Source organism: Marinitoga okinawensis (genome assembly GCF_055387075.1).
In genome coordinates this window covers 253,037-274,256 of the sequence record NZ_AP042422.1, presented here as the reverse complement: position 1 = coordinate 274,256, position 21,220 = coordinate 253,037, and the positions used below count along the sequence as shown (strand labels likewise).

The 21,220-nt window shown below is 25.7% G+C and carries 22 protein-coding genes; 19 read left to right on the top strand and 3 right to left on the bottom strand.

Going from position 1 to position 21,220, the window contains the following annotated elements; translation table 11 throughout:
* Nucleotides 1-111 precede the first annotated feature (111 nt).
* From ACZ5CK_RS01230 to ACZ5CK_RS01215, 4 genes are all read left to right on the top strand, one after another.
* Complete coding sequence (locus ACZ5CK_RS01230; protein WP_464582096.1) at nt 112-441, top strand: hypothetical protein; 330 nt, start codon at nt 112-114, stop codon at nt 439-441.
* A 2-nt stretch (nt 442-443) separates the two neighbouring features.
* The gene (locus tag ACZ5CK_RS01225; protein ID WP_464582095.1) at nt 444-776 is read left to right on the top strand and encodes a hypothetical protein; all 333 of its coding nucleotides are present in this window, start codon (nt 444-446) and stop codon (nt 774-776) included.
* 15 nt (nt 777-791) lie between these two features.
* Nucleotides 792-1,112, top strand: a complete 321-nt coding sequence (locus tag ACZ5CK_RS01220; RefSeq protein WP_464582094.1) for a hypothetical protein — start codon at nt 792-794, stop codon at nt 1,110-1,112.
* Nucleotides 1,113-1,263: 151 nt separating this feature from the next.
* Entirely contained in the window at nt 1,264-1,581 is a 318-nt protein-coding gene (locus ACZ5CK_RS01215) for a hypothetical protein (RefSeq protein WP_464582093.1), read from the top strand.
* Between the two features lie 208 nt (nt 1,582-1,789).
* Here ACZ5CK_RS01215 and ACZ5CK_RS01210 read toward each other — a convergent pair whose 3' ends face one another.
* Together ACZ5CK_RS01210 and ACZ5CK_RS01205 are read right to left on the bottom strand one after the other, a co-directional pair.
* Nucleotides 1,790-3,106 (bottom strand): TldD/PmbA family protein, encoded by a 1,317-nt coding sequence (locus ACZ5CK_RS01210; protein ID WP_464582092.1) that lies wholly within the window; start codon nt 3,104-3,106, stop codon nt 1,790-1,792.
* On the bottom strand, nt 3,103-4,533 hold the full coding sequence (locus ACZ5CK_RS01205) for a TldD/PmbA family protein (protein ID WP_464582091.1): 1,431 nt from the start codon (nt 4,531-4,533) through the stop codon (nt 3,103-3,105). The genes ACZ5CK_RS01210 and ACZ5CK_RS01205 overlap by 4 nt, the downstream gene beginning before the upstream one ends.
* Before the next feature lie 126 nt (nt 4,534-4,659).
* Between ACZ5CK_RS01205 and ACZ5CK_RS01200 the strand changes: the two genes are divergently transcribed.
* From ACZ5CK_RS01200 to nth, 13 genes are all read left to right on the top strand, one after another.
* On the top strand, nt 4,660-5,634 hold the full coding sequence (locus ACZ5CK_RS01200; RefSeq protein ID WP_464582090.1) for an NAD-dependent epimerase/dehydratase family protein: 975 nt from the start codon (nt 4,660-4,662) through the stop codon (nt 5,632-5,634).
* 1 nt (nt 5,635) lies between these two features.
* Nucleotides 5,636-6,841, top strand: coding sequence for a DegT/DnrJ/EryC1/StrS family aminotransferase (locus ACZ5CK_RS01195; protein WP_464582089.1), 1,206 nt, complete (start codon nt 5,636-5,638; stop codon nt 6,839-6,841).
* 1 nt (nt 6,842) lies between these two features.
* Nucleotides 6,843-7,475: an acetyltransferase gene (locus ACZ5CK_RS01190; RefSeq protein WP_464582088.1), complete on the top strand. Its 633-nt coding sequence runs from the start codon at nt 6,843-6,845 to the stop codon at nt 7,473-7,475.
* Nucleotides 7,475-8,911: a glycosyltransferase gene (locus ACZ5CK_RS01185; protein ID WP_464582087.1), complete on the top strand. Its 1,437-nt coding sequence runs from the start codon at nt 7,475-7,477 to the stop codon at nt 8,909-8,911. The genes ACZ5CK_RS01190 and ACZ5CK_RS01185 overlap by 1 nt, the downstream gene beginning before the upstream one ends.
* Nucleotides 8,901-9,632 (top strand): polysaccharide deacetylase WbmS family protein, encoded by a 732-nt coding sequence (locus ACZ5CK_RS01180; protein WP_464582086.1) that lies wholly within the window; start codon nt 8,901-8,903, stop codon nt 9,630-9,632. The genes ACZ5CK_RS01185 and ACZ5CK_RS01180 overlap by 11 nt, the downstream gene beginning before the upstream one ends.
* Nucleotides 9,629-10,702, top strand: coding sequence for an ATP-grasp domain-containing protein (locus ACZ5CK_RS01175; protein WP_464582085.1), 1,074 nt, complete (start codon nt 9,629-9,631; stop codon nt 10,700-10,702). Before ACZ5CK_RS01180 ends, ACZ5CK_RS01175 begins: the two co-directional genes overlap by 4 nt.
* Nucleotides 10,703-10,768: 66 nt before the next feature.
* Nucleotides 10,769-11,599 (top strand): LysR family transcriptional regulator, encoded by an 831-nt coding sequence (locus ACZ5CK_RS01170; RefSeq protein WP_464582084.1) that lies wholly within the window; start codon nt 10,769-10,771, stop codon nt 11,597-11,599.
* Nucleotides 11,596-12,564, top strand: a complete 969-nt coding sequence (locus tag ACZ5CK_RS01165; protein ID WP_464582083.1) for an ABC transporter substrate-binding protein — start codon at nt 11,596-11,598, stop codon at nt 12,562-12,564. The genes ACZ5CK_RS01170 and ACZ5CK_RS01165 overlap by 4 nt, the downstream gene beginning before the upstream one ends.
* Nucleotides 12,551-13,327: an ABC transporter permease gene (locus tag ACZ5CK_RS01160; protein WP_464582082.1), complete on the top strand. Its 777-nt coding sequence runs from the start codon at nt 12,551-12,553 to the stop codon at nt 13,325-13,327. The genes ACZ5CK_RS01165 and ACZ5CK_RS01160 overlap by 14 nt, the downstream gene beginning before the upstream one ends.
* Nucleotides 13,314-14,000 (top strand): ABC transporter permease, encoded by a 687-nt coding sequence (locus ACZ5CK_RS01155; protein ID WP_464582081.1) that lies wholly within the window; start codon nt 13,314-13,316, stop codon nt 13,998-14,000. The genes ACZ5CK_RS01160 and ACZ5CK_RS01155 overlap by 14 nt, the downstream gene beginning before the upstream one ends.
* Nucleotides 13,987-14,721, top strand: coding sequence for an ABC transporter ATP-binding protein (locus ACZ5CK_RS01150; protein WP_464582080.1), 735 nt, complete (start codon nt 13,987-13,989; stop codon nt 14,719-14,721). The genes ACZ5CK_RS01155 and ACZ5CK_RS01150 overlap by 14 nt, the downstream gene beginning before the upstream one ends.
* Nucleotides 14,722-14,743: 22 nt before the next feature.
* The gene (gene asnB / locus ACZ5CK_RS01145) at nt 14,744-16,609 is read left to right on the top strand and encodes an asparagine synthase (glutamine-hydrolyzing) (protein ID WP_464582079.1); all 1,866 of its coding nucleotides are present in this window, start codon (nt 14,744-14,746) and stop codon (nt 16,607-16,609) included.
* Nucleotides 16,610-16,618: 9 nt separating this feature from the next.
* On the top strand, nt 16,619-17,266 hold the full coding sequence (nth, locus tag ACZ5CK_RS01140) for an endonuclease III (protein ID WP_464582078.1): 648 nt from the start codon (nt 16,619-16,621) through the stop codon (nt 17,264-17,266).
* A 31-nt stretch (nt 17,267-17,297) separates the two neighbouring features.
* Here nth and ACZ5CK_RS01135 read toward each other — a convergent pair whose 3' ends face one another.
* On the bottom strand, nt 17,298-17,570 hold the full coding sequence (locus tag ACZ5CK_RS01135) for a PmbA/TldA family metallopeptidase (RefSeq protein ID WP_464582077.1): 273 nt from the start codon (nt 17,568-17,570) through the stop codon (nt 17,298-17,300).
* Between the two features lie 133 nt (nt 17,571-17,703).
* Here ACZ5CK_RS01135 and ACZ5CK_RS01130 point away from each other — a divergent pair, with 133 nt between their 5' ends.
* Nucleotides 17,704-20,520 carry a glycosyltransferase gene (locus ACZ5CK_RS01130; RefSeq protein WP_464582076.1) on the top strand — a complete coding sequence of 939 codons (2,817 nt, stop codon included), beginning with the start codon at nt 17,704-17,706 and terminating at the stop codon, nt 20,518-20,520.
* The gene (locus tag ACZ5CK_RS01125) at nt 20,517-21,209 is read left to right on the top strand and encodes a WbqC family protein (protein WP_464582075.1); all 693 of its coding nucleotides are present in this window, start codon (nt 20,517-20,519) and stop codon (nt 21,207-21,209) included. The genes ACZ5CK_RS01130 and ACZ5CK_RS01125 overlap by 4 nt, the downstream gene beginning before the upstream one ends.
* Nucleotides 21,210-21,220 lie beyond the last annotated feature (11 nt).

Sequence of the window (21,220 nt, the reverse complement as noted above, 5' to 3'; positions counted from 1 at the left end):
TATCAGAAAATTTTATTTGAGTATTAGAAGGTGTATTTTTATGTATTTGAAGGATATAGAGTTTAAAAAATTACTGTATAACATAAAGTAACTTTACAAGGAGGTGACTTTATGGGTATTAGAATGGATGCTATTTATGAAGGAAATGTTAGTGGTTATGGGCAAGTTAATCAAGGAAGATATGTTACAGGAGCAGAATCGTGGGAAAAACTTCAACAAAGAAATGCACAAAAAATTGAAGAATTTAACCAAAAAGGCATTGAGGGATGGAAAAACACAGAAAAGTCTGCATTTTGGGGTGGTGTTGGAGGATCAATAGGTTATCTCCTATTGACTGCAGCTACTACTAATCCAATTACCTTAGGCGGACTGGCTGGCGGTATAGCTCTGGGTGCAATTGAAGGAGCAATAACTTCTGATATGGCTTCGTGGGGGAATTAATAGTGAATAAAAAAATATTATTTAAAGTTACTAAAGTCATAGCACCTTGTACATTATTAGTCATATTAATTAGAATATTTAGTGATTATCCCGTTTCATTAAAAGATCTTATAGGATATATTTTAATTTTGAGTTCTATTTTATTTGTACTATTTGATTTACAGGAAAAATATAATATTAATAATAAAATATTAAATAAATACTTTATTATTTTATATATTATAATAAATTCTATCTTTTTATGGGAAGCATTTCCTATTATGATGGCTGTAAATGTAGTTTCTATTTTTATGTATTTTGAAAAGTTACCTGGTATGAAGAAAAAACAGGAGTAATTCTGAGGTGAACTTATGAATAAAAAAAATCAATATAGATTAATTAAATTAATCGTCATAGTTATATTATGGACAATACTTATAAAATTTTTAGAACATTCAATACCTACAAAAAATCTTATAGGATTAATAATATTATTTATTTCTACCTTAATTTCAATGTTTGATTTAAGAGAAAAATATAACATTGATGATAAAATATTAGGAAAACAATTAGTCATTTTATTCATTATATATAACACTTATTTTTTATGGGGAGTATTTAAATTGTTGATTCCATTTTTAACTGTTAGTATTTTGGGTTTATTTAAAGACTTTAAAAAGGAAAAATTATGATAAACTATGTAAAATCTCAATTTTCGTTTTAGAAAGATATTGAATTATAAAGAGAAATGTATATTGTACAGTATATAATGCGATATCTTGATATAATACCGGGTATTGTTGCGGGAGGAATACATGGTGCGATTGGAGTTGATGTTGTAGAATGGTTAAAAAAATAATTATTACATTAGCAATGGGATTTTTCCCTTATATATTTTTACTATTATCAAACATATCAAATAACTTTATTACAAGACAAAATATGCAAAATTATTTGATATCTTCTATATTATTGATTTTTTCTTATATTTTATATTCAATATTAAAAAGAAAACAACAAAATAAAATAGTAGATATTTCTTATTGTGTTGTTTTTTTCAGTATTACGTATTTTCTTATTTGGCAACATTTTATAGTAGTGCTTGTTTTCATTACTGAATTAATAAGGTTATTAACAAAAACAAAAATTTATAAGTATTGAGAAACTACTTTTTAAATAATAAATGTTTTTTGAAATAGTCTTTTTAATTATTATAATTGAAGAAATAAAACTATAGCAGCCTAAAGCTGCTATAGTTTTATTTTTATACATTTTTTATTTATGACCTTTTTAAAACTTTCAGAAGTTCTATTCCAATCAATAATATCAACTCTAAAAGGTAAATTTGACTCCTGAAATTCCTCTTTACCTACTCATTACCGGCAATATCTATTTCAGAAACTAATATAGAAGGTGAAATAGTTCCACCAAAAGAAATCCACATATCATTTCCTACAACTTCTATCTTCTTTAGTATATCAAGAAAGTTTCCTGAAACTGTAATTTGTTCTACTCCACTAACAATTTCTCCATTTTCTACCTTTAATCCTTGAGCACCTAATGAAAATTCTCCAGATATAGGATTTGCACCAGAATGCAACCCTTCTAATGAGGTTATAATTATACCATTATTTAATTCTTTTACAAGATCATCAAAAGATTTATTTCCAGGTTCTACTAATAAATTGATAGGAGCAATACCTCTTCCTGCGGCATTACCTGTAGATTCTTTTCCTTCTTTTTTGGCAGTTTTTAAATTATATAAAAATGTTTTAAACTCACCATTTTCAACAATATTTTTTTCTTTAGTTGGAACACCTTCACTATCAAATGACGCATTAGATAATGAACCTTCATAATATGGAACATCTTTTATTTTTAAAACTTCACTTGCTATCTTTTCTCCAAGTTTATTTTTTAATGGAGACATATTTTTTTGTGCATTTTCAGCAGATATCATAGGTATTAACATTGTTGATATCAATGATGCGAATTCATCTTTTCTAAAGATAGCTCTGTATTTGCCACTTTTTACAGATTTTGCACCTATTTTTGCTTTCGCCTCTTCTACTGCAGCTTTACTGATTTCCTCCACTTTTAGATTTTCTGGTTTTGGTGCAAGACCATACCAAAATCCTGATCTTGGTGATTTATCTTTTGCAACTACTGAAAGATAAGCATATCCGCCATCACCTTTATATGTTTTATCTAATCCTAATGTATTAGCCATTGAAACTTCTGTTGTTTGATGAGCATATACAGTCATTGGAATCATCATTATACTTTCATCTTTTGAAGCTATTTCAAACATTTTATTTAATTTTCCCATTTTTTCTTTTACGCTAAGTTTTTCAAATTCTCCATAATATGATTTTATATCAAGATATTCTCCTGAACCATCATAAAAAAGATTTTCTTCTTTTGAATCTATTATTTCATAATTTGTTATTGCTTCTTCTAATAATCTTTCTGGGCTATCAAATATTGTGGTAGATGCCGATCCAATTTTCCCATTTTTTAAAACCTTTAAAGATATTGAACTACTATTTGCATCTTTATATTCATCCATTTGACCATTTGCTAATCTAATAGAAAATTCATAGTTTTTTGAATATGATATTTGAGCTTCAAAACCTTTTTCTTTTGCTAACTTAAATATTTTATCTTTAAATTCATTGTATGTCATTTGTTTCGCCCCCCAACGATTATTTCAGATACCCTTATTGTTGGTTGTCCTACATCTGCCGGAATACTACCAGAAATAGATCCACACATTCCTTGTCCTCTTGCTATATCATTACCAACCATATCTATTTTTTGTATAATTTCATATCCTTTTCCTATTAAGGTAGCTCCTCTAACTGGTTTTGTTATTTTTCCGTTTTCTATTAAATAGCCTTCATTTACAGCAAAATTAAATTCACCAGTTGCAGGATTTACAGAACCTCCACCCATTCTTTTTGCATATAATCCATATTCTGTGTTTGCAATTATTTCTTCAGGATAATTGTCTCCAGGCAAAATAAATGTATTTGTCATTCTTGATGTTGGTGCAAATGTATAATCTTGTCTTCTTGCACTACCTGTAGGTTCCATATTCATTCTTCTTCCACCAAGTTTATCTATCATATATCCTTTAAGAACACCTTTTTCTATTAATAGATTTCTTCTTGTTGGAGTACCTTCATCGTCGATATTTGTAGAGCCCCATGCATTTGGTATTGTTCCATCATCAACAGCAGAAACACATTCTGCTGCAACTTTTTGACCTAATTTACCTGCAAAAACAGAAGCACCTTTTGCTACAGATGTTGCTTCTAATGCATGCCCAACTGCTTCATGGAATATAACTCCTCCAAATTCATTTGCTATTACAACCGGTAATTTTCCTGCAGGTGCTTGATCTGCTTTTACCATTTTAACAGCAGTTCTTGCTGCAGCTTTTCCTGCTTCTTCTACATCAATTCTGTCAAAGAATTCAAACCCCATTCCTGCTCCCGGACCATAAAAACCTGTTTCCATAATGCCATTATGTTCAGCAACAGCTGAAATCATCAATCTTGTTCTAACTCTGTTATCTTCAGCAAAAATACCTTCAGAATTTGCTACTAATATGTTTTGATTATACTCCCAATATCTAACCACTACTTGTTTAATTAAATCCGAATAATTTTTCGCTGATGAATATGCTCTTTTCATTACATCTACTTTTTTCTTTTTTGATATATCTTCAGGATATAATAATACAATATGCTTATTTTTAAATTCTTTTGGTGTCAAATTTAAAGTTAAATCCTTTATTTTAATTTCACCAAGAGCTTCACCTACTCTTTTAGCAGTATTTAAAAGGCTTTCTCTACTTAAATCATTAGTATATGCATATACAGCTTGAGTATTTAAAAATCCCCTTATACCTACACCAAAGGAATTTCCTGAACTCGCATTTTCCAAATCCCCGTTTTTCATTTCAAATGAGTTTGTATATCTTTTTTCTACAAATACTTCTGCAAAATCCCCACCGTATTTTAAAACAGTGGCTATGATTTCATGTACTAATTCTTTACTTAACACTATTTCACCCCCATTATTGTTTTCTCTTAAATTATAACACATTTTCATTAATTCGTAAAGCTAATTAATGAATTAAGGAATTTAATTGTTTAAGACGAAATATTGAATGAAGATCATATACGAAGATAATTATATGAATAATTAATAAGAAATATTTGGAGGGATTTTATGTTTGAATTAAAAAATTCTAGAGTTTTAGTAATAGGCGGAGCAGGATTTATAGGTTCTCATATAGTTGAAGAATTATTAAAAGAAGATGTAAAAGAAGTTATTATTTATGATAATTTTGTAAGAGGAAAAATGAAAAATATAAAGGAATCTCTAAAGGATCCTAGATGTAAAGTATATGAATATGGTGGAGATATTAGAGATATTGATATTTTAAATTCAGCTATGAAAGGAATAGATTATGTTTTTCATTTAGCAGCACTATGGTTATTACAATGTTATGATTTTCCAAGAGCTGCTTTTGAAACAAATATTGCTGGGACTTTTAATGTTATTGAAGCATGTAAAAATAACAATGTAAAAAAATTAATTTTTTCTTCTTCCGCTTCCGTTTATGGAAATGCTTTAGAAATTCCTATGAAAGAAGATCATCCATTTAATAATGAAACATTTTATGGTGCAACAAAAATTGCTGGAGAACAAATGTTGCATGCATTTCATAAAAGATATGGATTGAATTATGTAGGGTTAAGATATATGAATGTTTATGGACCTAGACAAGACTATAATGGGGCTTATGTTTCAGTAATAATGAAAATGCTTGATAAAATAGATGCTGGAAAACAACCTGAAATATATGGCGATGGTTCTCAAACTTATGATTTTATTCATGTAAGAGATATTGCAAGAGCTAATATTGCGGCGTTAAAAGCTGATGTTACTAACGGATTCTATAATGTTGGTATGGGAAAAGGTATTTCAATTAAAGAATTAGCTGAATTGATTATTAAATTAACTAATTTCAAAGGAAGTATAAAATATGTTCCTCAAGGAAAAACCTTTGTAACTCATAGAATTGGTTCTACAGAAAAAGCTGAAAAAGAATTAGGATTTAAAGCCATGATAGAATTGGAGGAAGGATTAAAAAGTTTAATAGAATGGAGAAATAAAGATAAAAAAGAAAGGGAGATATGATATGAAAATACCTATTACTAAACCATATTTCACAGATGATGAATACAATGAAATAAAAAGTTCTATGGATAGCGGATGGCTAGTTCAAGGACCAAAGGTTAAAAAATTCGAAGAACTTTTTTCAGAATACACTGGAGTTAAATATGCAAAAGCTACATCTTCATGTACAACAGCTTTACATTTGGGATTAGTAACATTAGGAGTGAATGAAGGTCAAGACGTAATAGTCCCTTCTTTTACATATATTGCTACTCCAAATTCGGTAGAATATACAAAAGCTACTCCTGTATTTTGTGATATTGATTTAGATACATACAATTTAGATCCAAAAAAAGTTGAAAAACTTATAGAAAATAATTATACTTTTGAAAATAATACTCTAGTTAACAAAAAAACTGGAAATAAACTAACTACAATTTTAACTGTTCACCAATTTGGTTTAGCATCTGATATTATAGAATTAAATAAAATAGCTGCCAAATACAATTTGAAAATTTTAGAAGATGGGGCATGTGCTGTAGGTGCAAAAATAAATAATACGCATGTGGGAAATTTTGGAAACATGTGCGCTTTTAGTTTTCACCCTAGAAAATCCATTACAACTGGTGAAGGTGGAATGATTATAACCAATAACGTTAAAGAAGCCGAGATGATAGAAGCTTTACGCTCTCATGGCGCAACATTGTCAGATTTACAAAGACATCTTAAAAAGGGATATTTACTTCCAGAATTTAATTTATTAGGTTATAATTATAGAATGACTGATATTCAAGGTGCAATAGGAATTCACCAAATGAAAAAATTAGATTCAATATTAAATAAAAAAAAGGAAATTGCCAATATATATTTTAATGAATTAAAAGATCTTGATGGATTTGTATTACCAGTTGTTCCTGAAAACTATGAACATGGTTGGCAGTCATTTGTATGTAGAATCGATAATGACATTTTAAATTTGACTATTGAAGAAGCTAACGAAAAAAGAAATAAATTAATGGAAGAATTAGAAAATTTAGGTATTACTACCCGACAAGGTACTCACGCTTCACACACTTTGGGATATTATAAGAATAAATATAATTTGGAAGATTATGATTATATAAATTCATATAAAGCAGATAAATTAACAATCACACTTCCTATGTATTATGAAATGTCTGAATATGAAATTGATTATGTCATAAAAAATATTAAAAGGTTGTGGTAATTTGAAAAAAATTATTATATTAACTGCTGCTGGAACTGCTTATGATGTTTTAAGTATAATTGAAGATATAAACAAAATAAAACCTACATATGAGGTTATTGGTTTTTTAGATGATTATAAAAAAGGAAAAAATATTTTAGGAACTCTTAAAGATATCAAAAAATACAAGGATGTATTTTTTGTAAATGCTTTTGGTAGTCCTAAAAATTATTTTTTCAAAAAAAACTTAATAGAAAAATTGGAAATTCCAAATGAATCATTTGAAACCATTGTTCATCCTAATTCATTTATTGCTAATTCTTCAAAAATAGGAAGTGGATGTATAATATACCCTAATGTTACTATTATGTCAAACACACATATTGGAAATCACGTTATAATAATGTCCCAAAGTGTAATTAATCATGATGATGTAATAAGTGATTATGTTACTATAACAAGCGGTGTAAAAATATCTGGAAACGTTAAAATTAACGAATGCGCATATATCGGATCAAATGCTTCTATTATCGGATATTCAGAAATAGGAGAATACGCTTTGATTGGAATGGGTTCTGTAGTAACAAATGATGTAAAGCCCAAAAGCGTTGTGATAGGTAATCCAGCTAAATTTTTAAGGAGTGTTGATATATAATGATTTCAGTTTTACATGTTCCTTTAATTATAGCTAATAACTCTATTGTACTATCAAAATATTTAAAAAAATTAAGTGTAAATTCTACCGTCATATCTTTTTTTAGAACTTGGTTAAACTACTCTGGTGATATAAACTTGGAACTAGACTCTCTTTCCACCAAAAAAAGAAATGAAAAAATTAGAGAATTTTTTATTTCCAATAAAAAATTTTTTAATAAATTCGATATTATTCATTATCATTTTTTTGACACAATAACTTACGGGCAATCTTTTGGCGGATGGAATGCTTTCCCTGAAAATAATCCATATTGGGAATTAGAATACTTTAAAAACTTAGGAAAAAAAATTGTTGTTAGCTCCTGGGGTTCAGATGTAAGAAATAATTCAAGGATTTTAATGAGGCAATTTCAATTTGTTAGCAATAATGAAACACCTTTATTTCCACCCTTAAATACATATAATCAATATTTTAAAATTTGGGAATTTTCAAAATATACTGATGCAATAGTTTCTGGTGGAGTAATGGCTAATCATGTACCGTATTTTTATGATATTAATATTCCAATAGATTTAGATAATTTAAAAAAATTAAGCATAGAAAGCAATAAAAAAAATAAGAATACTAATATAAAAATTATACATGCCTATTCAAATAATTTATTAAAAGGAACAAAATTTATAACATATATATTGGAGAAAGTTAAAAGAAATTATCCTCAAGTTGATATTGAAATAATTTCACAAATTCCTTATAATAAATTTTTGAAGTTATTATCTCAAGATAGACGATTAGTTATTTCACAAATTTCGACTACTTTTGGTTTATTCGCATTAGAATCTATGTATTTGGGAAATCCTGTAATATGTTCTCAAAATCCTAAAGACTTCTTTTTATCAAATGATGCTAAACTAAATGCTCCTATAATAAGCGCAGAAAATATGGATGATTTATACAATAAGATTGTGTATTATATAAAAAATTTTAACGCCTTACCAGATTTTACTAACATATTTAGAAATTATATTATAGAAAACTTTTCAGCAGAAAAAGTTGCTAAAGATTATTATGAATTATATAAAAAAATATTAGATAATGAGAAAATAAAATTTTATATAAATAATAAATGGTATGAAGAATTTGATATGGTATTAAAAAATAATAAGATAGGGCAAGAATATTATATAAATGCCATAGATAATTGGATGAGAGAAAAAGATTTCGAGAGAGCTCTTTTTGAATGCAATCAAGCTATTAAGTTAGCTGATGACTTTGACATATTGGCAAGAACAATAATTATCTATAAATTGTCAGGCAAAACCGAACTAGCAAATAAACTTCTTGATATAAATAAAAATGTTATAAATACTATAAAATTTAAAGAATTATATAAATATGTTGAAAAGAAATATAAGAGGTATTTGTATGAAAAATGAAATATTTTTAACTTTTGATTTTGATTGGGCTCCTGATTTTGTTATTGAAGATTTATTAAATATTTTAGTAAAAAAGAAAGTAAAAGCTACATTTTTTATTACAAATTATTCTAATTTATTAAATACTATTAGAAATTATTCGTTATTTGATCTTGGAATACATCCAAATTTTAACGATATATTATATGCAAAAACTACAGATACATTTGAGAATAGAATTGACAATCTTTTAAAAATAATTCCTGAGGCAGTTTCTATAAGATCTCATTCTTTAACCTTTTCTTCCATTATAGAAAATTATTATATTAAGAAGGGAATTAGATTCTCTTTAAATAAATATATTCCTTTTGATAGTGGTATTAAATTGAAACCATATAGAACATGGACTGGCATAATAGAAGTCCCATTTTTTTGGGAAGATGATATTTATTGTAAAATGTTAGAAAATCATTATAGTCATAATATAAATCATATATTTAAAAATGATGGATTAAAAGTTTTTAATTTTCATCCTATACATGTATACCTTAATACAGAAAAAATTGAAAGGTATTCACAAGCTAAAATATATATGAAAGATGAGAAAAAATTAAAAAAATTTATTAATGATTATAATAGTTTCGGAATAAGAAATATATTATTGAATGTTATTAATTTTGCTTCAGATAATAATTATGAATTTAAGCTAATAAAAAATATAAAGGTAGGGGAAAATTTATGAAATATACAGTTTTAGTAACAGGTGCAGGAAGCGGAGGAGCTGAAAATTTAATCAATAGTATTAAGCAAAGTTCATTAGATGTAAGAATAATAGGAACAAATATGTATGAAAAATATATTGCAAAAAGCAAGGCTGATAAATTTTATATTTTACCTCCAGCACTAAAAGATAAATATATAGAAAATTTAAATAAAATAATTGAAAAGGAACATATCGATTTGGTAATTCCAAATAATGATTTAGAAGTAGAAGTAATTTCTTCAAAAAGAAAATATATAAGATCAAAACTTTTTTTACCTAAACATGAAGAAATTTTGATATGCCACGATAAATATAAATTTAATAAATTAATGCAAGAAAATGAGATTCCTATCGCCAAAACGTGGGAAATCGAATCTTTCAATGATATTAAAGAATTTATGGAGCAATATCCAGACGAAAAATACTGGATAAGGCCAAAACAGGGTTCAGGTTCTAGAGGAGCTACATGGGTAAAAACATTAGATCAAGCTATCTCATGGATAAAATTATGGACTGAACTAAGAGATTATAAAATTTCTGATTTTACAATATCAGAATTTTTACCATTTAGAGATTATGCAGTTCAAAGCATTTGGAAAAATGGAAAATTACAAGTAATAAAAGGCGCAGAACGTTTAGAGTATATTTACGCAAGAAATCGCCTTTCAAATATGTCAAGTTCACCATCATATGCAAAAACTATACACGATAAAAAATTATTTGATTTAGCAATAAAAATAGTTAACACTATTTCTTCCAAACCTCATGGAAATTATTGCCTTGACTTAAAAGAGGATAGAGATCATAATATATGTATTACAGAAATAAATATTGGAAGATTTTTTATGATAACGCCTATTTTTGATTTATCTGGAAAAATAAATACTGCCGAAGTTTATTTAAAAAGCGCTTTAATAGATGATTATTATAATAAAACCCCTTTTGATGAAAAAGAGACCTTTTACCTTATACGTGAATTAGATACATTACCTACAGTAATTGATGAAAAAACTTATAAAAGATTAATTAATAATTCGAAAATTTCATAAAAAAGAAAAGGAATTTTATATATTATTCCAAAATAGAATAATTTTATTACTAAAAGGTGATATTATATGAATATACAGGATATTGAAATTTTTTTAGATCTAATAATAATAAAAAATTTTTCTGATGTTGCTGCGCATTATAATATGTCACAATCATCAATATCAAAAAGAATAAAACGATTAGAAGAAAATGTTGGCATTAAATTACTTAATAGAAATAATAAAGGTGTTATTTCTATAACAAAAGATGCTCAAAGAATTATCCCATATTTTAAGGATATTTTAAATAGTAAAAATAAAATCGAAAGAATTTCAAAATATGGGAATTCATTATATATTGGAATATCAAGTGGAATAAATGAAGAATTTATTTTCAATTTGACTATTCATTTAAAAAAAGAAAATTATATACCTTATATATATATAGATAGTTCTAGTAATATAATAGATAAAATTGAAAGCAATAAATATGATATTGGTATCGTAGGATATAAATTTGAAAAAGATGGTTTAGAATTTAAAACCTTATTTAAAGAAAAAATAGGTTTAGTTGGTCTAAAAAAGATAGAAAAATTTTCACTGAAAAACATTTATGATATACCGCTCATTATTCACCAAAAAGGTAGCGGATTGAGAGAATACATTTTTAAATATCTTGAAGAAAAAAATATAAATATAAATAAATTAAATATTGTATATGAAATAGGTTATGAAAATTTTACTCTAAAAAGCGTATTAAATGGATTTGGATATGGCTTTCTAAACATTTATAAATTAAAGCCACCTTTAGTTAATATACTAGAAAATCAGGAGATTGAAAGATCATTTTGGTTAGTCGGAAAAAATAATAAACTCTTAGAAAAAATAAAATACTGGAAAGAGGTGGGATTATTATGAGAAAATCTCTTATTATTCTTTTGTTACTCCTTATGTCTATTTTTGGATTCTCTAAAGTTGATATTAGATATGGTGGACAGTATTACCCTGGTGAATTTTTATTAAAAGGATATGATTTTTTTTCTAAATTTGGAATAATTGTTAATCATAAATTATTTAGTTCTGGAACAGAGAATTCTTTAGCTTTAATTAGTGGTAATATAGATGTTAATGTAGGTTCAGACTCTAAAACAGTAGCTCTTTTTAATACTATTGGAGATAAAGCTTTGATTATAGGGGTTATACAAAGAGGAGATAGATATAGCACTATAGTGAGAAGTGATTCTAAATATACTGATTGGAGTCAATTAAAAGGTAAAAAAGTTGCAACAAGATTCGGTACAGGCGCAGAATTTGTTTTAAGAAAATTTTTTGAGAGTAGAAATGATTTAAAGTGGGAAGATTTTGAATGGGTTAATATGAAAGTTGAAGATATGGTGTTAGCTCTTAAAAGCGGGAAAATTGAAGCATTTACTGCTTGGGAACCTACGCCTTCAATAGCTGTTGCACAAGGATTTGGAAAAGTATTGATGAATTTTGGAAAATACGCTTTAACTCCTGTTCAAATACATACAACAAAAAAATTTGCTGAAAAACATAGAGATCTATTAGTTAAATTTTTAGCTGCTCAGCTTGAAAAAGCCGATATGATTAAAAATCACCCTGAGGAAGCTGCAAAATATGCATCCCTTGCAGCAAAAAAAATGGGAATAGATATATCAGAAGAAGCGTTTAATATTTTATTTAAAAAAATTGATTTTAGTATAGAATTTGATAAAAAACAATTAGAGGAAGAATTAATAAACACCGCAATATTTTTAAAAGAACAAGGTAAAATTGATAAAATACCAAAATTTTATTTTGATAAAAGTATTTTAGAAGATGCAAAAAAACTATATGAGGAAAAGAAAAATGAAAAAAAGTAGTATCTTAAAAATAATATTACCTCTAATGACATTTGCCACAATATTTTTGTTGTGGCAAATGTTTTCGTATTATGAAATAATAAATCCATTTTTATTTTCAAATCCAACAAAAATTTTAATAAGTGGTTTGAAAATAAAAGAATTATATTTACATATTTTTAGTTCTTTATACAGATTATTTTTCTCTATATTATATGGCTATGTGTCAGGTGTTCTATTTGGTATAATTATATATAATTTTAAATTTTTTAGTTTTTTAAAATTCATAATTAATTTTTTAATGTCTATTCCTGGAATTGCTTGGGCACCTTTGTTTATTATTTTTACAGGATTTGGTAATGTCACAATAATAATAGTTGGAGCTATAGCTGCTTTTTTCCCTTCTGTATTTAATACCTTACAGGGCTTAAAAAATATAGACAATAATTATTTAAAATTATCTCAATTACTTGAATTGAATAAAAAAGAACAACTAAAAAATATTTATTTACCAGCCATCGGAATATATTTAATAAATGCTATTAGAGAGTCATTTTCAAGAGCTTGGAGAACAATAATTGCTGTTGAAATGATTGCTGCTTCTAATTATGGATTAGGATATATTACTTTTGACGCAAGAGAATTACTTAACATCGATGTTATGTATCTAGGTATTTTTTTAAGTGGTTTGATATATATACTAATAGATTTTTTATTTGTGAGAATTATTGAAAATAAAACCGTGGTAAAGTGGGGGTTAAAAAGAAAATATGAAAAAATATAAATATATAAGTTTAATTATTATTGCCTTTTTCCTTTTATACATATATGATAAAAGTATTTTTATACATATATTATATAGTCTTTATAGAATGTCGATAGGTTTTTTATTATCAATAATATTAGGTATATTAATCGGGGCACTTTTGAGTACAAATAAATATTTACTAATGGCTTTTAAACCTTTAATATTATTTTTAATGTCAATTCCTACAATAACTTGGGTTCCTATATTATTGATATTTTTTGGAATAAATGATATTACAATAATTATTTCAATTTTTATAGGTTCATTTTTTACTATTTTATATAATACTATAGACGGAATAGAAAATGTTAATATAAACTATATAAAATTAGGAAAAATATTAGGATATTCAACCTTTAAAAGAATATTTTTTATTTATATTCCAGCATCTTTTAATCAAATATTAGTAGGGTTGAAATTAGGAATTTCGTATTCTTGGAGAGCTTTAATTGGAGCTGAGATGTTGGGAGCAAGTGAAAATGGTTTAGGTGTATTATTATTTTCTTCAAAAAGTTTTTATAATATATATAAAATGCTAATTATATTATTAATTATAGGATTTTTGGGATTTATTTTGAACAAACTCATTGTTGATTATATTGAAGAAAATACCTTGAAAAAATGGGGGCTAATTAATGATAGAATTTGAAAATGTTTCTAAAAATTTTGATAATCTAGAAGTAATTAAAAATATTAATCTTAAAATTAAAGAAAATGAATTTTTTGTAATATTAGGCCCTTCAGGATGTGGGAAATCCACATTATTGAATTTAATTGCAGGTTTCGAAAAACCTTCTAAAGGAAAAGTTTTAATAGACGGTAAAATTGTTGAAAAACCTAATAAGGATATAGGATTTGTATTTCAAGATTATGTTTTATTCCCATGGAAAACAGTGCTAGGTAATGTAGAAATGTCAATTTCAGCATCTAAAAAAGAACGAAGGAATATTGCAATACATTATATTGAGAAAGTGGGATTAAAAGATTTTGCAAATGAATATCCTCATAAATTGTCGGGTGGTATGAAACAAAGAGTTGCAATAGCAAGAGCTTTAGCCTATAATCCCAAAATATTACTTATGGATGAGCCATTTGGAGCTTTAGATGCTCAAACTCGCAAATTAATGCAACAAGAGCTATTAAATATATTAAAAGATTTCAAAAAAACAGTAGTATTTGTTACGCATAGCGTTATAGAAGCTGTATATTTAGCCGATAGGGTAATTGTAATGAGTAAAAGACCATCAAAAATAATTTTTGAATCAAAAATTAAAATTGATGGTGAAAGAAATTATTTGGACAAAGATTTCCTTAAATATAGGGAAGAAATTTTACGTCATTTAGATCCTGAGATAGGAATAAAAGAATAATAAAACCGATCGGGGGAATAATATGTGCGGAATTGCCGGAGCTTTTCTTAATAAAAATAATTTTGTTTCTCCCCAGGATATAAAGAGAATGACCGATGCTATTATTCATAGAGGACCTGACGATTATGGTATATATACATATAAAAATATAGGACTTGGTCATAGAAGGCTTTCTATATTAGATCTTTCTTCTCACGGTCATCAACCTATGATTTCGAATGACGGGAGATATATTATTACTTATAATGGGGAAATTTACAATTATTTGGAATTAAGAAGTGAGTTACAGACAAAAGGATATGTTTTTAATTCAAATACTGACACAGAAGTTCTTTTGAATGGGTTTGCAGAATATAATATAAACATACTAAATAAATTAAATGGTATGTTTGCTTTTGCTATTTATGACAAGAACAATAAGATACTTTTTTTAGCAAGAGACAGATATGGAATTAAACCATTATATTATAGATTAGACAATGCAAAATTATTATTTGCATCAGAAATAAAAGCTTTATTCAAATGGAATTTTATTGAGAAAAAAATAGATTTACTTGCTCTTGACGAATATATGTCATTTCAAAATATTTTTACAGATAGAACATTATACGAAAGTATAAAAATATTAAAACCTGGTCATTATGCCATTGTTAAATCTGAAAAAAGTGAAATAATTTTCGAACAGTATAAATATTGGGATTTTAATTTACATGATGATGAATTAAAAGTTTCAGAAAATGAAGCAATTGAGGAATTAGAAAAATTATTTGTTCAAGCTGTAAAAAGACAATTAATAAGTGATGTTCCGGTAGGATCATATTTAAGCGGTGGTATGGATTCTGGATCTATTGTAGCTATAGCATCAAGAAGTTTAAAGAGATTAAAAACTTTTACATGTGGTTATGATATGACTTCTGTTGCTGGTTTTGAAGCAGGTTTTGACGAACGACAGTATGCAGAAATGATATCAAATACATACAAAACTGAACAATACGAAGTTGTTTTACATGAAGGAGATTTATATGAAGTTATTGATAAATTAGTATATCATTTAGATTATCCAAGATTGGGAATGTCATATTCCAATTATTATATTGCAAATCTTGCTTCTAAATTTGTAAAAGTTGTATTGAGTGGTTCTGGCGGAGATGAATTATTTGCCGGTTATCCTTGGAGATATTACCATGCGTTGGGGCATAAAAGTAAAGATAATTTTATTAATTCCTATTACAATTATTGGCAAAGACTTGTTAAAGACAACGAAAAAAAATTACTATATTCTGATGAAATAAAAAATAAAATCCCAAAATACAACTCGTACGAAGCTTTTAAATCTGTTTTTAAAGAATATGATTTTCCCATTAAGAATAATAAAGACTTAATAAATGCCTCATTGTACTTTGAATTGAAAACATTTTTGCACGGTCTGTTAGTTATGGAAGATAAAATAAGTATGGCGCACTCATTAGAAACTAGAGTTCCATTTTTAGATAATGATTTAGTAGATTTTGCAATAAAAATACCCATAGAATATAAATTAAAAAATTATAATGAATATCAAAAAATAGATGAAAATGAAATAAAGAAAAAAGATAAATATTTTGAAACAAATACGGGAAAAAACATATTAAGAAAAGTTATGAAAAAATTTATACCTGATGAAATTATAGAAAGAAAAAAACAAGGTTTTAGTTCTCCTGATGCTTCCTGGTATAGAGCAAAAGGTAAAGATTATCTAATAAAATTCTTAAATAAACCAAACAATATTGAATTATATAACTATATCAATAAAGATTTTGTAATTAATACTATTAATAAACACTTTGATGGTGAGAATAAAAGATTATTATTATGGTCTTTTTTAAATCTCAGTCGAATAAAATTTTAAGAGGCTCAAATGAAAAAATTAAAATCAAAAAAAGAAATAAAAAAAATCTTAGATATATTATCAAAAACATATACAAATCCTCAAACCGTCTTAAAATACAACAATAATTTTGAATTATTAATAGCTGTTATGCTTTCTGCTCAAACCACTGATAATCAGGTAAATAAAGTAACTCCTATTTTATTTGAAAAGTATAAAACACCAGAAGATTTTGCAAAATTAGAACCAGAAGAATTAGAAAAATACATAAAAGGAGTAGGATTATACAAAACTAAAAGTAAAAACATTATAAAAACTACTAAAATCCTTGTAGAAAATTATAATGGAAAAATACCTGAAACAAGAGAAGAATTAATAAAATTACCAGGTGTTGGAAGAAAAACTGCAAATGTTATTTTAAGCGTGGCTTTTGGCAAAGATGCTATAGCTGTTGATACCCATGTCTTTAGAGTATCAAACAGAATAGGTCTTGCTAATAGTAAAGACGTAAGAGGTACAGAAGAAGATTTAATGAAGGTGATTCCAAAAGAATTATGGGGAAAAGCTCATCATTGGTTAATTTTTCATGGTCGAAATGTTTGTAAAGCAAGAAATCCTAAATGCGAAGAATGTCCTATAAATGAATATTGTGATTATTATAAAAAGGGAAAATTATAAAATATTATTGATAAACTTAAAGTTAAATTTTTTATTTAATTTTAGCAAGAACTTCATCTACTCTTTTAGTAGTATTTAAAAGGCTTTCTCTACTTAAATCATTAGTATATGCATATACAGCTTGAGTATTTAAAAATCCTCTTATACCTACACCAAGGGAATTTCCCGAACTTGCATTTTCTAAATCTCCATTTTTCATTTCAAATGAGTTTGTATATCTCTTTTCTACAAATACTTCTGCAAAATCTCCACCATATTTTAAAACAGTGGCTATGATTTCATGTACTAATTCCTTACTTAACACTATTTTACCCCCATTATTGTTTTCTCTTAAATTATAACACATTTTCATTAATTCGTAAAACTAATTAATGAATTAAGGAATTTAATTGTTTGAGTCGAAATATTGAATGAAGATTATATACGGAGGTAATTATATGGACTTAAAAAAATTATTCGATGAAGGTAAATTTGAAAGAGTAATTGAAAAATTTAACAATAAAAAAATCAAAGAGGAAAATGATTATATAATAGCTGCTTTAGCTTATTATAATATAAAAGAAACTAATAAGGCTATATCAGTTTTAAAAGAGGTGTTAAAATTAAATCCAAATAATTTGGATGCACTTTTTAATTTATCCACTATATATTATAATGAGAAAAATTGGAATAAATTAAAAGATACCGCTATTAGATATTATGAAAAAGATCCAAATAATTGGGCTATAAATGATATGTTGTCAGATTTATGGCTATTCGAGGGTCATTTTGACAAAGCAATATCCTTTTTAGAAAAAGCTTTTAATAATGCTCCTCGAGGTTCAGAATCTTACTTTAAAAATAAAATCAATAGCTTTAAAAACAAACTTGAAAATGCAAAAAAATTACCAAAATTATCCTTTATTTGTGCTAAAGGACTTGATAGTTTCATTAATGATATAATCGAAAATTTATCTGATGAATATTGGGTAAGAAAATTTATTGTAACTAAAAATGAAGAAATATATCATGCAATAGATTGGGCCGATATTGTTTGGTTAGAATGGGCAAATGAAGTTGCAATAGTAGGAAGCAATTATCAAGGATTATTAGAAAAGCCTGCAATTATAAGATTACATAGTTATGAATCTTTAGCTTATTATCCTATAAAAATAAATTGGAATAATATAGATAATTTAATATTAGTTGCTGATCATATTAAAGATATAATAAAATCATACATTCCTAATATAGAAAATTTAGTAGATATTGAAATAATTCCGAATGGTGTAAAAGTTGACAAATTGCAATTTACAAAAAGAAAAAAAGGCTATAATATTGCCTGGGTTGCTCATATTTCTCATAAAAAGAATCCTCCAATGATGCTTCAAATAATTAAAAAACTTGTTAAAAAAGACAAAAGATATAAACTTCATATTGCCGGAGATTTTCAAGAATTAAGATATCAAATATATTTAAAACATATGGTTAAAGAAATGAATTTAGAAAATAATGTTATTTTTTATGGTTGGATAGATAATATAAATGAATGGTGGAAAGATAAAAATTATCTTCTTTCTACAAGTATTCATGAAGGACATCCTTATAATATTATGGAAGGAATGGCAAAAGGTATAAAACCAATTATACATAATTACTTTGGAAGTAAAAATCAATGGCCTAATGAGTTAATATTTAATACGGTTGATGAAGCTGTTGACTTAATATTGGATAATGATTATAACTCTATTAAATATAGAAAATTTATTGAACAAAATTATTCTTTTAAAATTATGATAAATAAAATTAAAAAAATTATATATTCTTTATCTAAACAAAAAAATAATATAAATAGTATGTTAAATTTAGCTTATAAAAATCCAGATAATCTCAAAAATAATGAATACATATTAAATTATTATATAGAAAAAAAAGAAATTAAAAAATTTATAGAATTTATAGAATATTTATTAATAAATGGGAAACTTGAATTAAAACAAAAAGTTAATTATTTCTTGAGAAATTTATATTATAAATTTGATAGCTATAATAGATTTGAGTATTTATCAGACAAACCATTTAAGTATTTAGAAAAAGAGGGAGAAAAATATTTAAGTAAATATTATAATAAATATTTTATTCAAAATAAGAAAAAGGATGGGAAAATACATTTTTTATATGTTTTAAATGGATTAGATTATTTTCAAATATTGTTTAGATTTGTTTTTGAGAGCATAATTAATAGTCAAAATGAAAATATTGAATATCATATTTTAAGTTTATTAGATGAAAATAGCTTTAGAAACGCAGAATATGCAAAAAACATATTAAAAAAACATAATATAGATTTTTTTATTCCAAAACCTTCGAATAATATGGAAGATGTTATAAATCAATATTATGAATATATTTCAAAAGTTAACCCTGATATATCCTTTTATCATTCTTTTTATTTTGCGCCATATGGTATATTGATATATCCTTTATTAAGAAAGATTTCGAAATTAATAGGGAGGCATATAACCCAAGATATAGAACCATATTTTGATAATAATATAGATTTTGTTTATACAGGACTAAATGATAAAAATATTTTTACGAAAAATATATTTCTTAAGTTACCTCCTGTAAATACAGAATTAATAAATAAAAAGAGGAATATAAAAAAAGATTATAATATACCTCAAAAAAATAAAGTTGTTATCTCCATTGGAAGAGATGTAAAATACTATAATAAAAATTATTGGAATGTAGTGAAAAAATTGTCAGATGATATGAAAAATATAACATTTGTATTTTTTGGTCCAAGATATGTGGGATATTTTAAAGAATTTATTCCACAAGAATATATAAATAATAAAAAAATACTTCTGTTGGGTGCGGATTTGAATGCGCGAGCATATTTAAAAAGTTGTAATTATTATATAAATTCTGCTCCAAATGGTGGAGGAATTTCATTTAATGAAGCTTATTATGCCAATTTACCAATAATAACTTTTGTTAAAGATTATGATTATACCAAAAAAAATATAGAAAATAGAGTAAATACTTTACCAATTATGTTTTATAAAGATGCTCTTAAAATTTTTCCGAAATTAGGAGATTATGAGGGGTTATATGAATTTGCAAAAAAAATTATTCTTGATGAAGAGTTTAAAAATTTTGTTCAATCTAAAAGAAAAATAGAAAACAGAGAGTTGGAATATAAAACATTTGTTAGAGAATTTGAGGAATATGTTATAAAGTTGCTGAAGAAGGCGGGAAACGAATCATGAAGATTGCAATATTACAACCAAATTATTTGCCATGGAAAGGTGTTTTTGACATGATTAATCTTGTAGATGTTTTTGTTTTTTTAGATGATGTTCAATATACAAAACATGATTGGCGTAACAGAAATAAAATAAAAACATCAAATGGTACTCAGTGGCTAACGGTTCCATTAAAGTCTAATAGTATAAAGCAAAAAATTTTTGAAGTTGAGGTTTCAGATAAAGTTAATTGGTCAAAGAAACATTATTATTCATTTTTAGCAAATTATGCAAAAGCAAATTATTTTAAAAAATATGAATTTTTGATAGAAGATTTTTATATAAAAAATCAGTGGAAAAAATTAAATGAGTTGAATATATATACAACAAAAAAGATTTCAGAAATTTTAAAAATAAATACAGAATTTATTAGATCCTCAGAATTAAATATATCAACTCAAGATAAAAACCAAAGGTTGATAGATATCATTAAATATTTAAATGGAAAAATATATGTTTCTGGACCAGCGGCAAAAAATTATATAGATATTGAAAAATTCAAGCAAAACAATATAGATATATATTTTATGAATTATAATTATCCTGAATATCCTCAATTATATGGTAAGTTTATTCATGAAGTAACAGTTTTAGATGTAATATTTAATTGTGGTGAAAATTCTTTAAAATATATTTTTCAAAATAGAATTTGAATGGAGGGAAA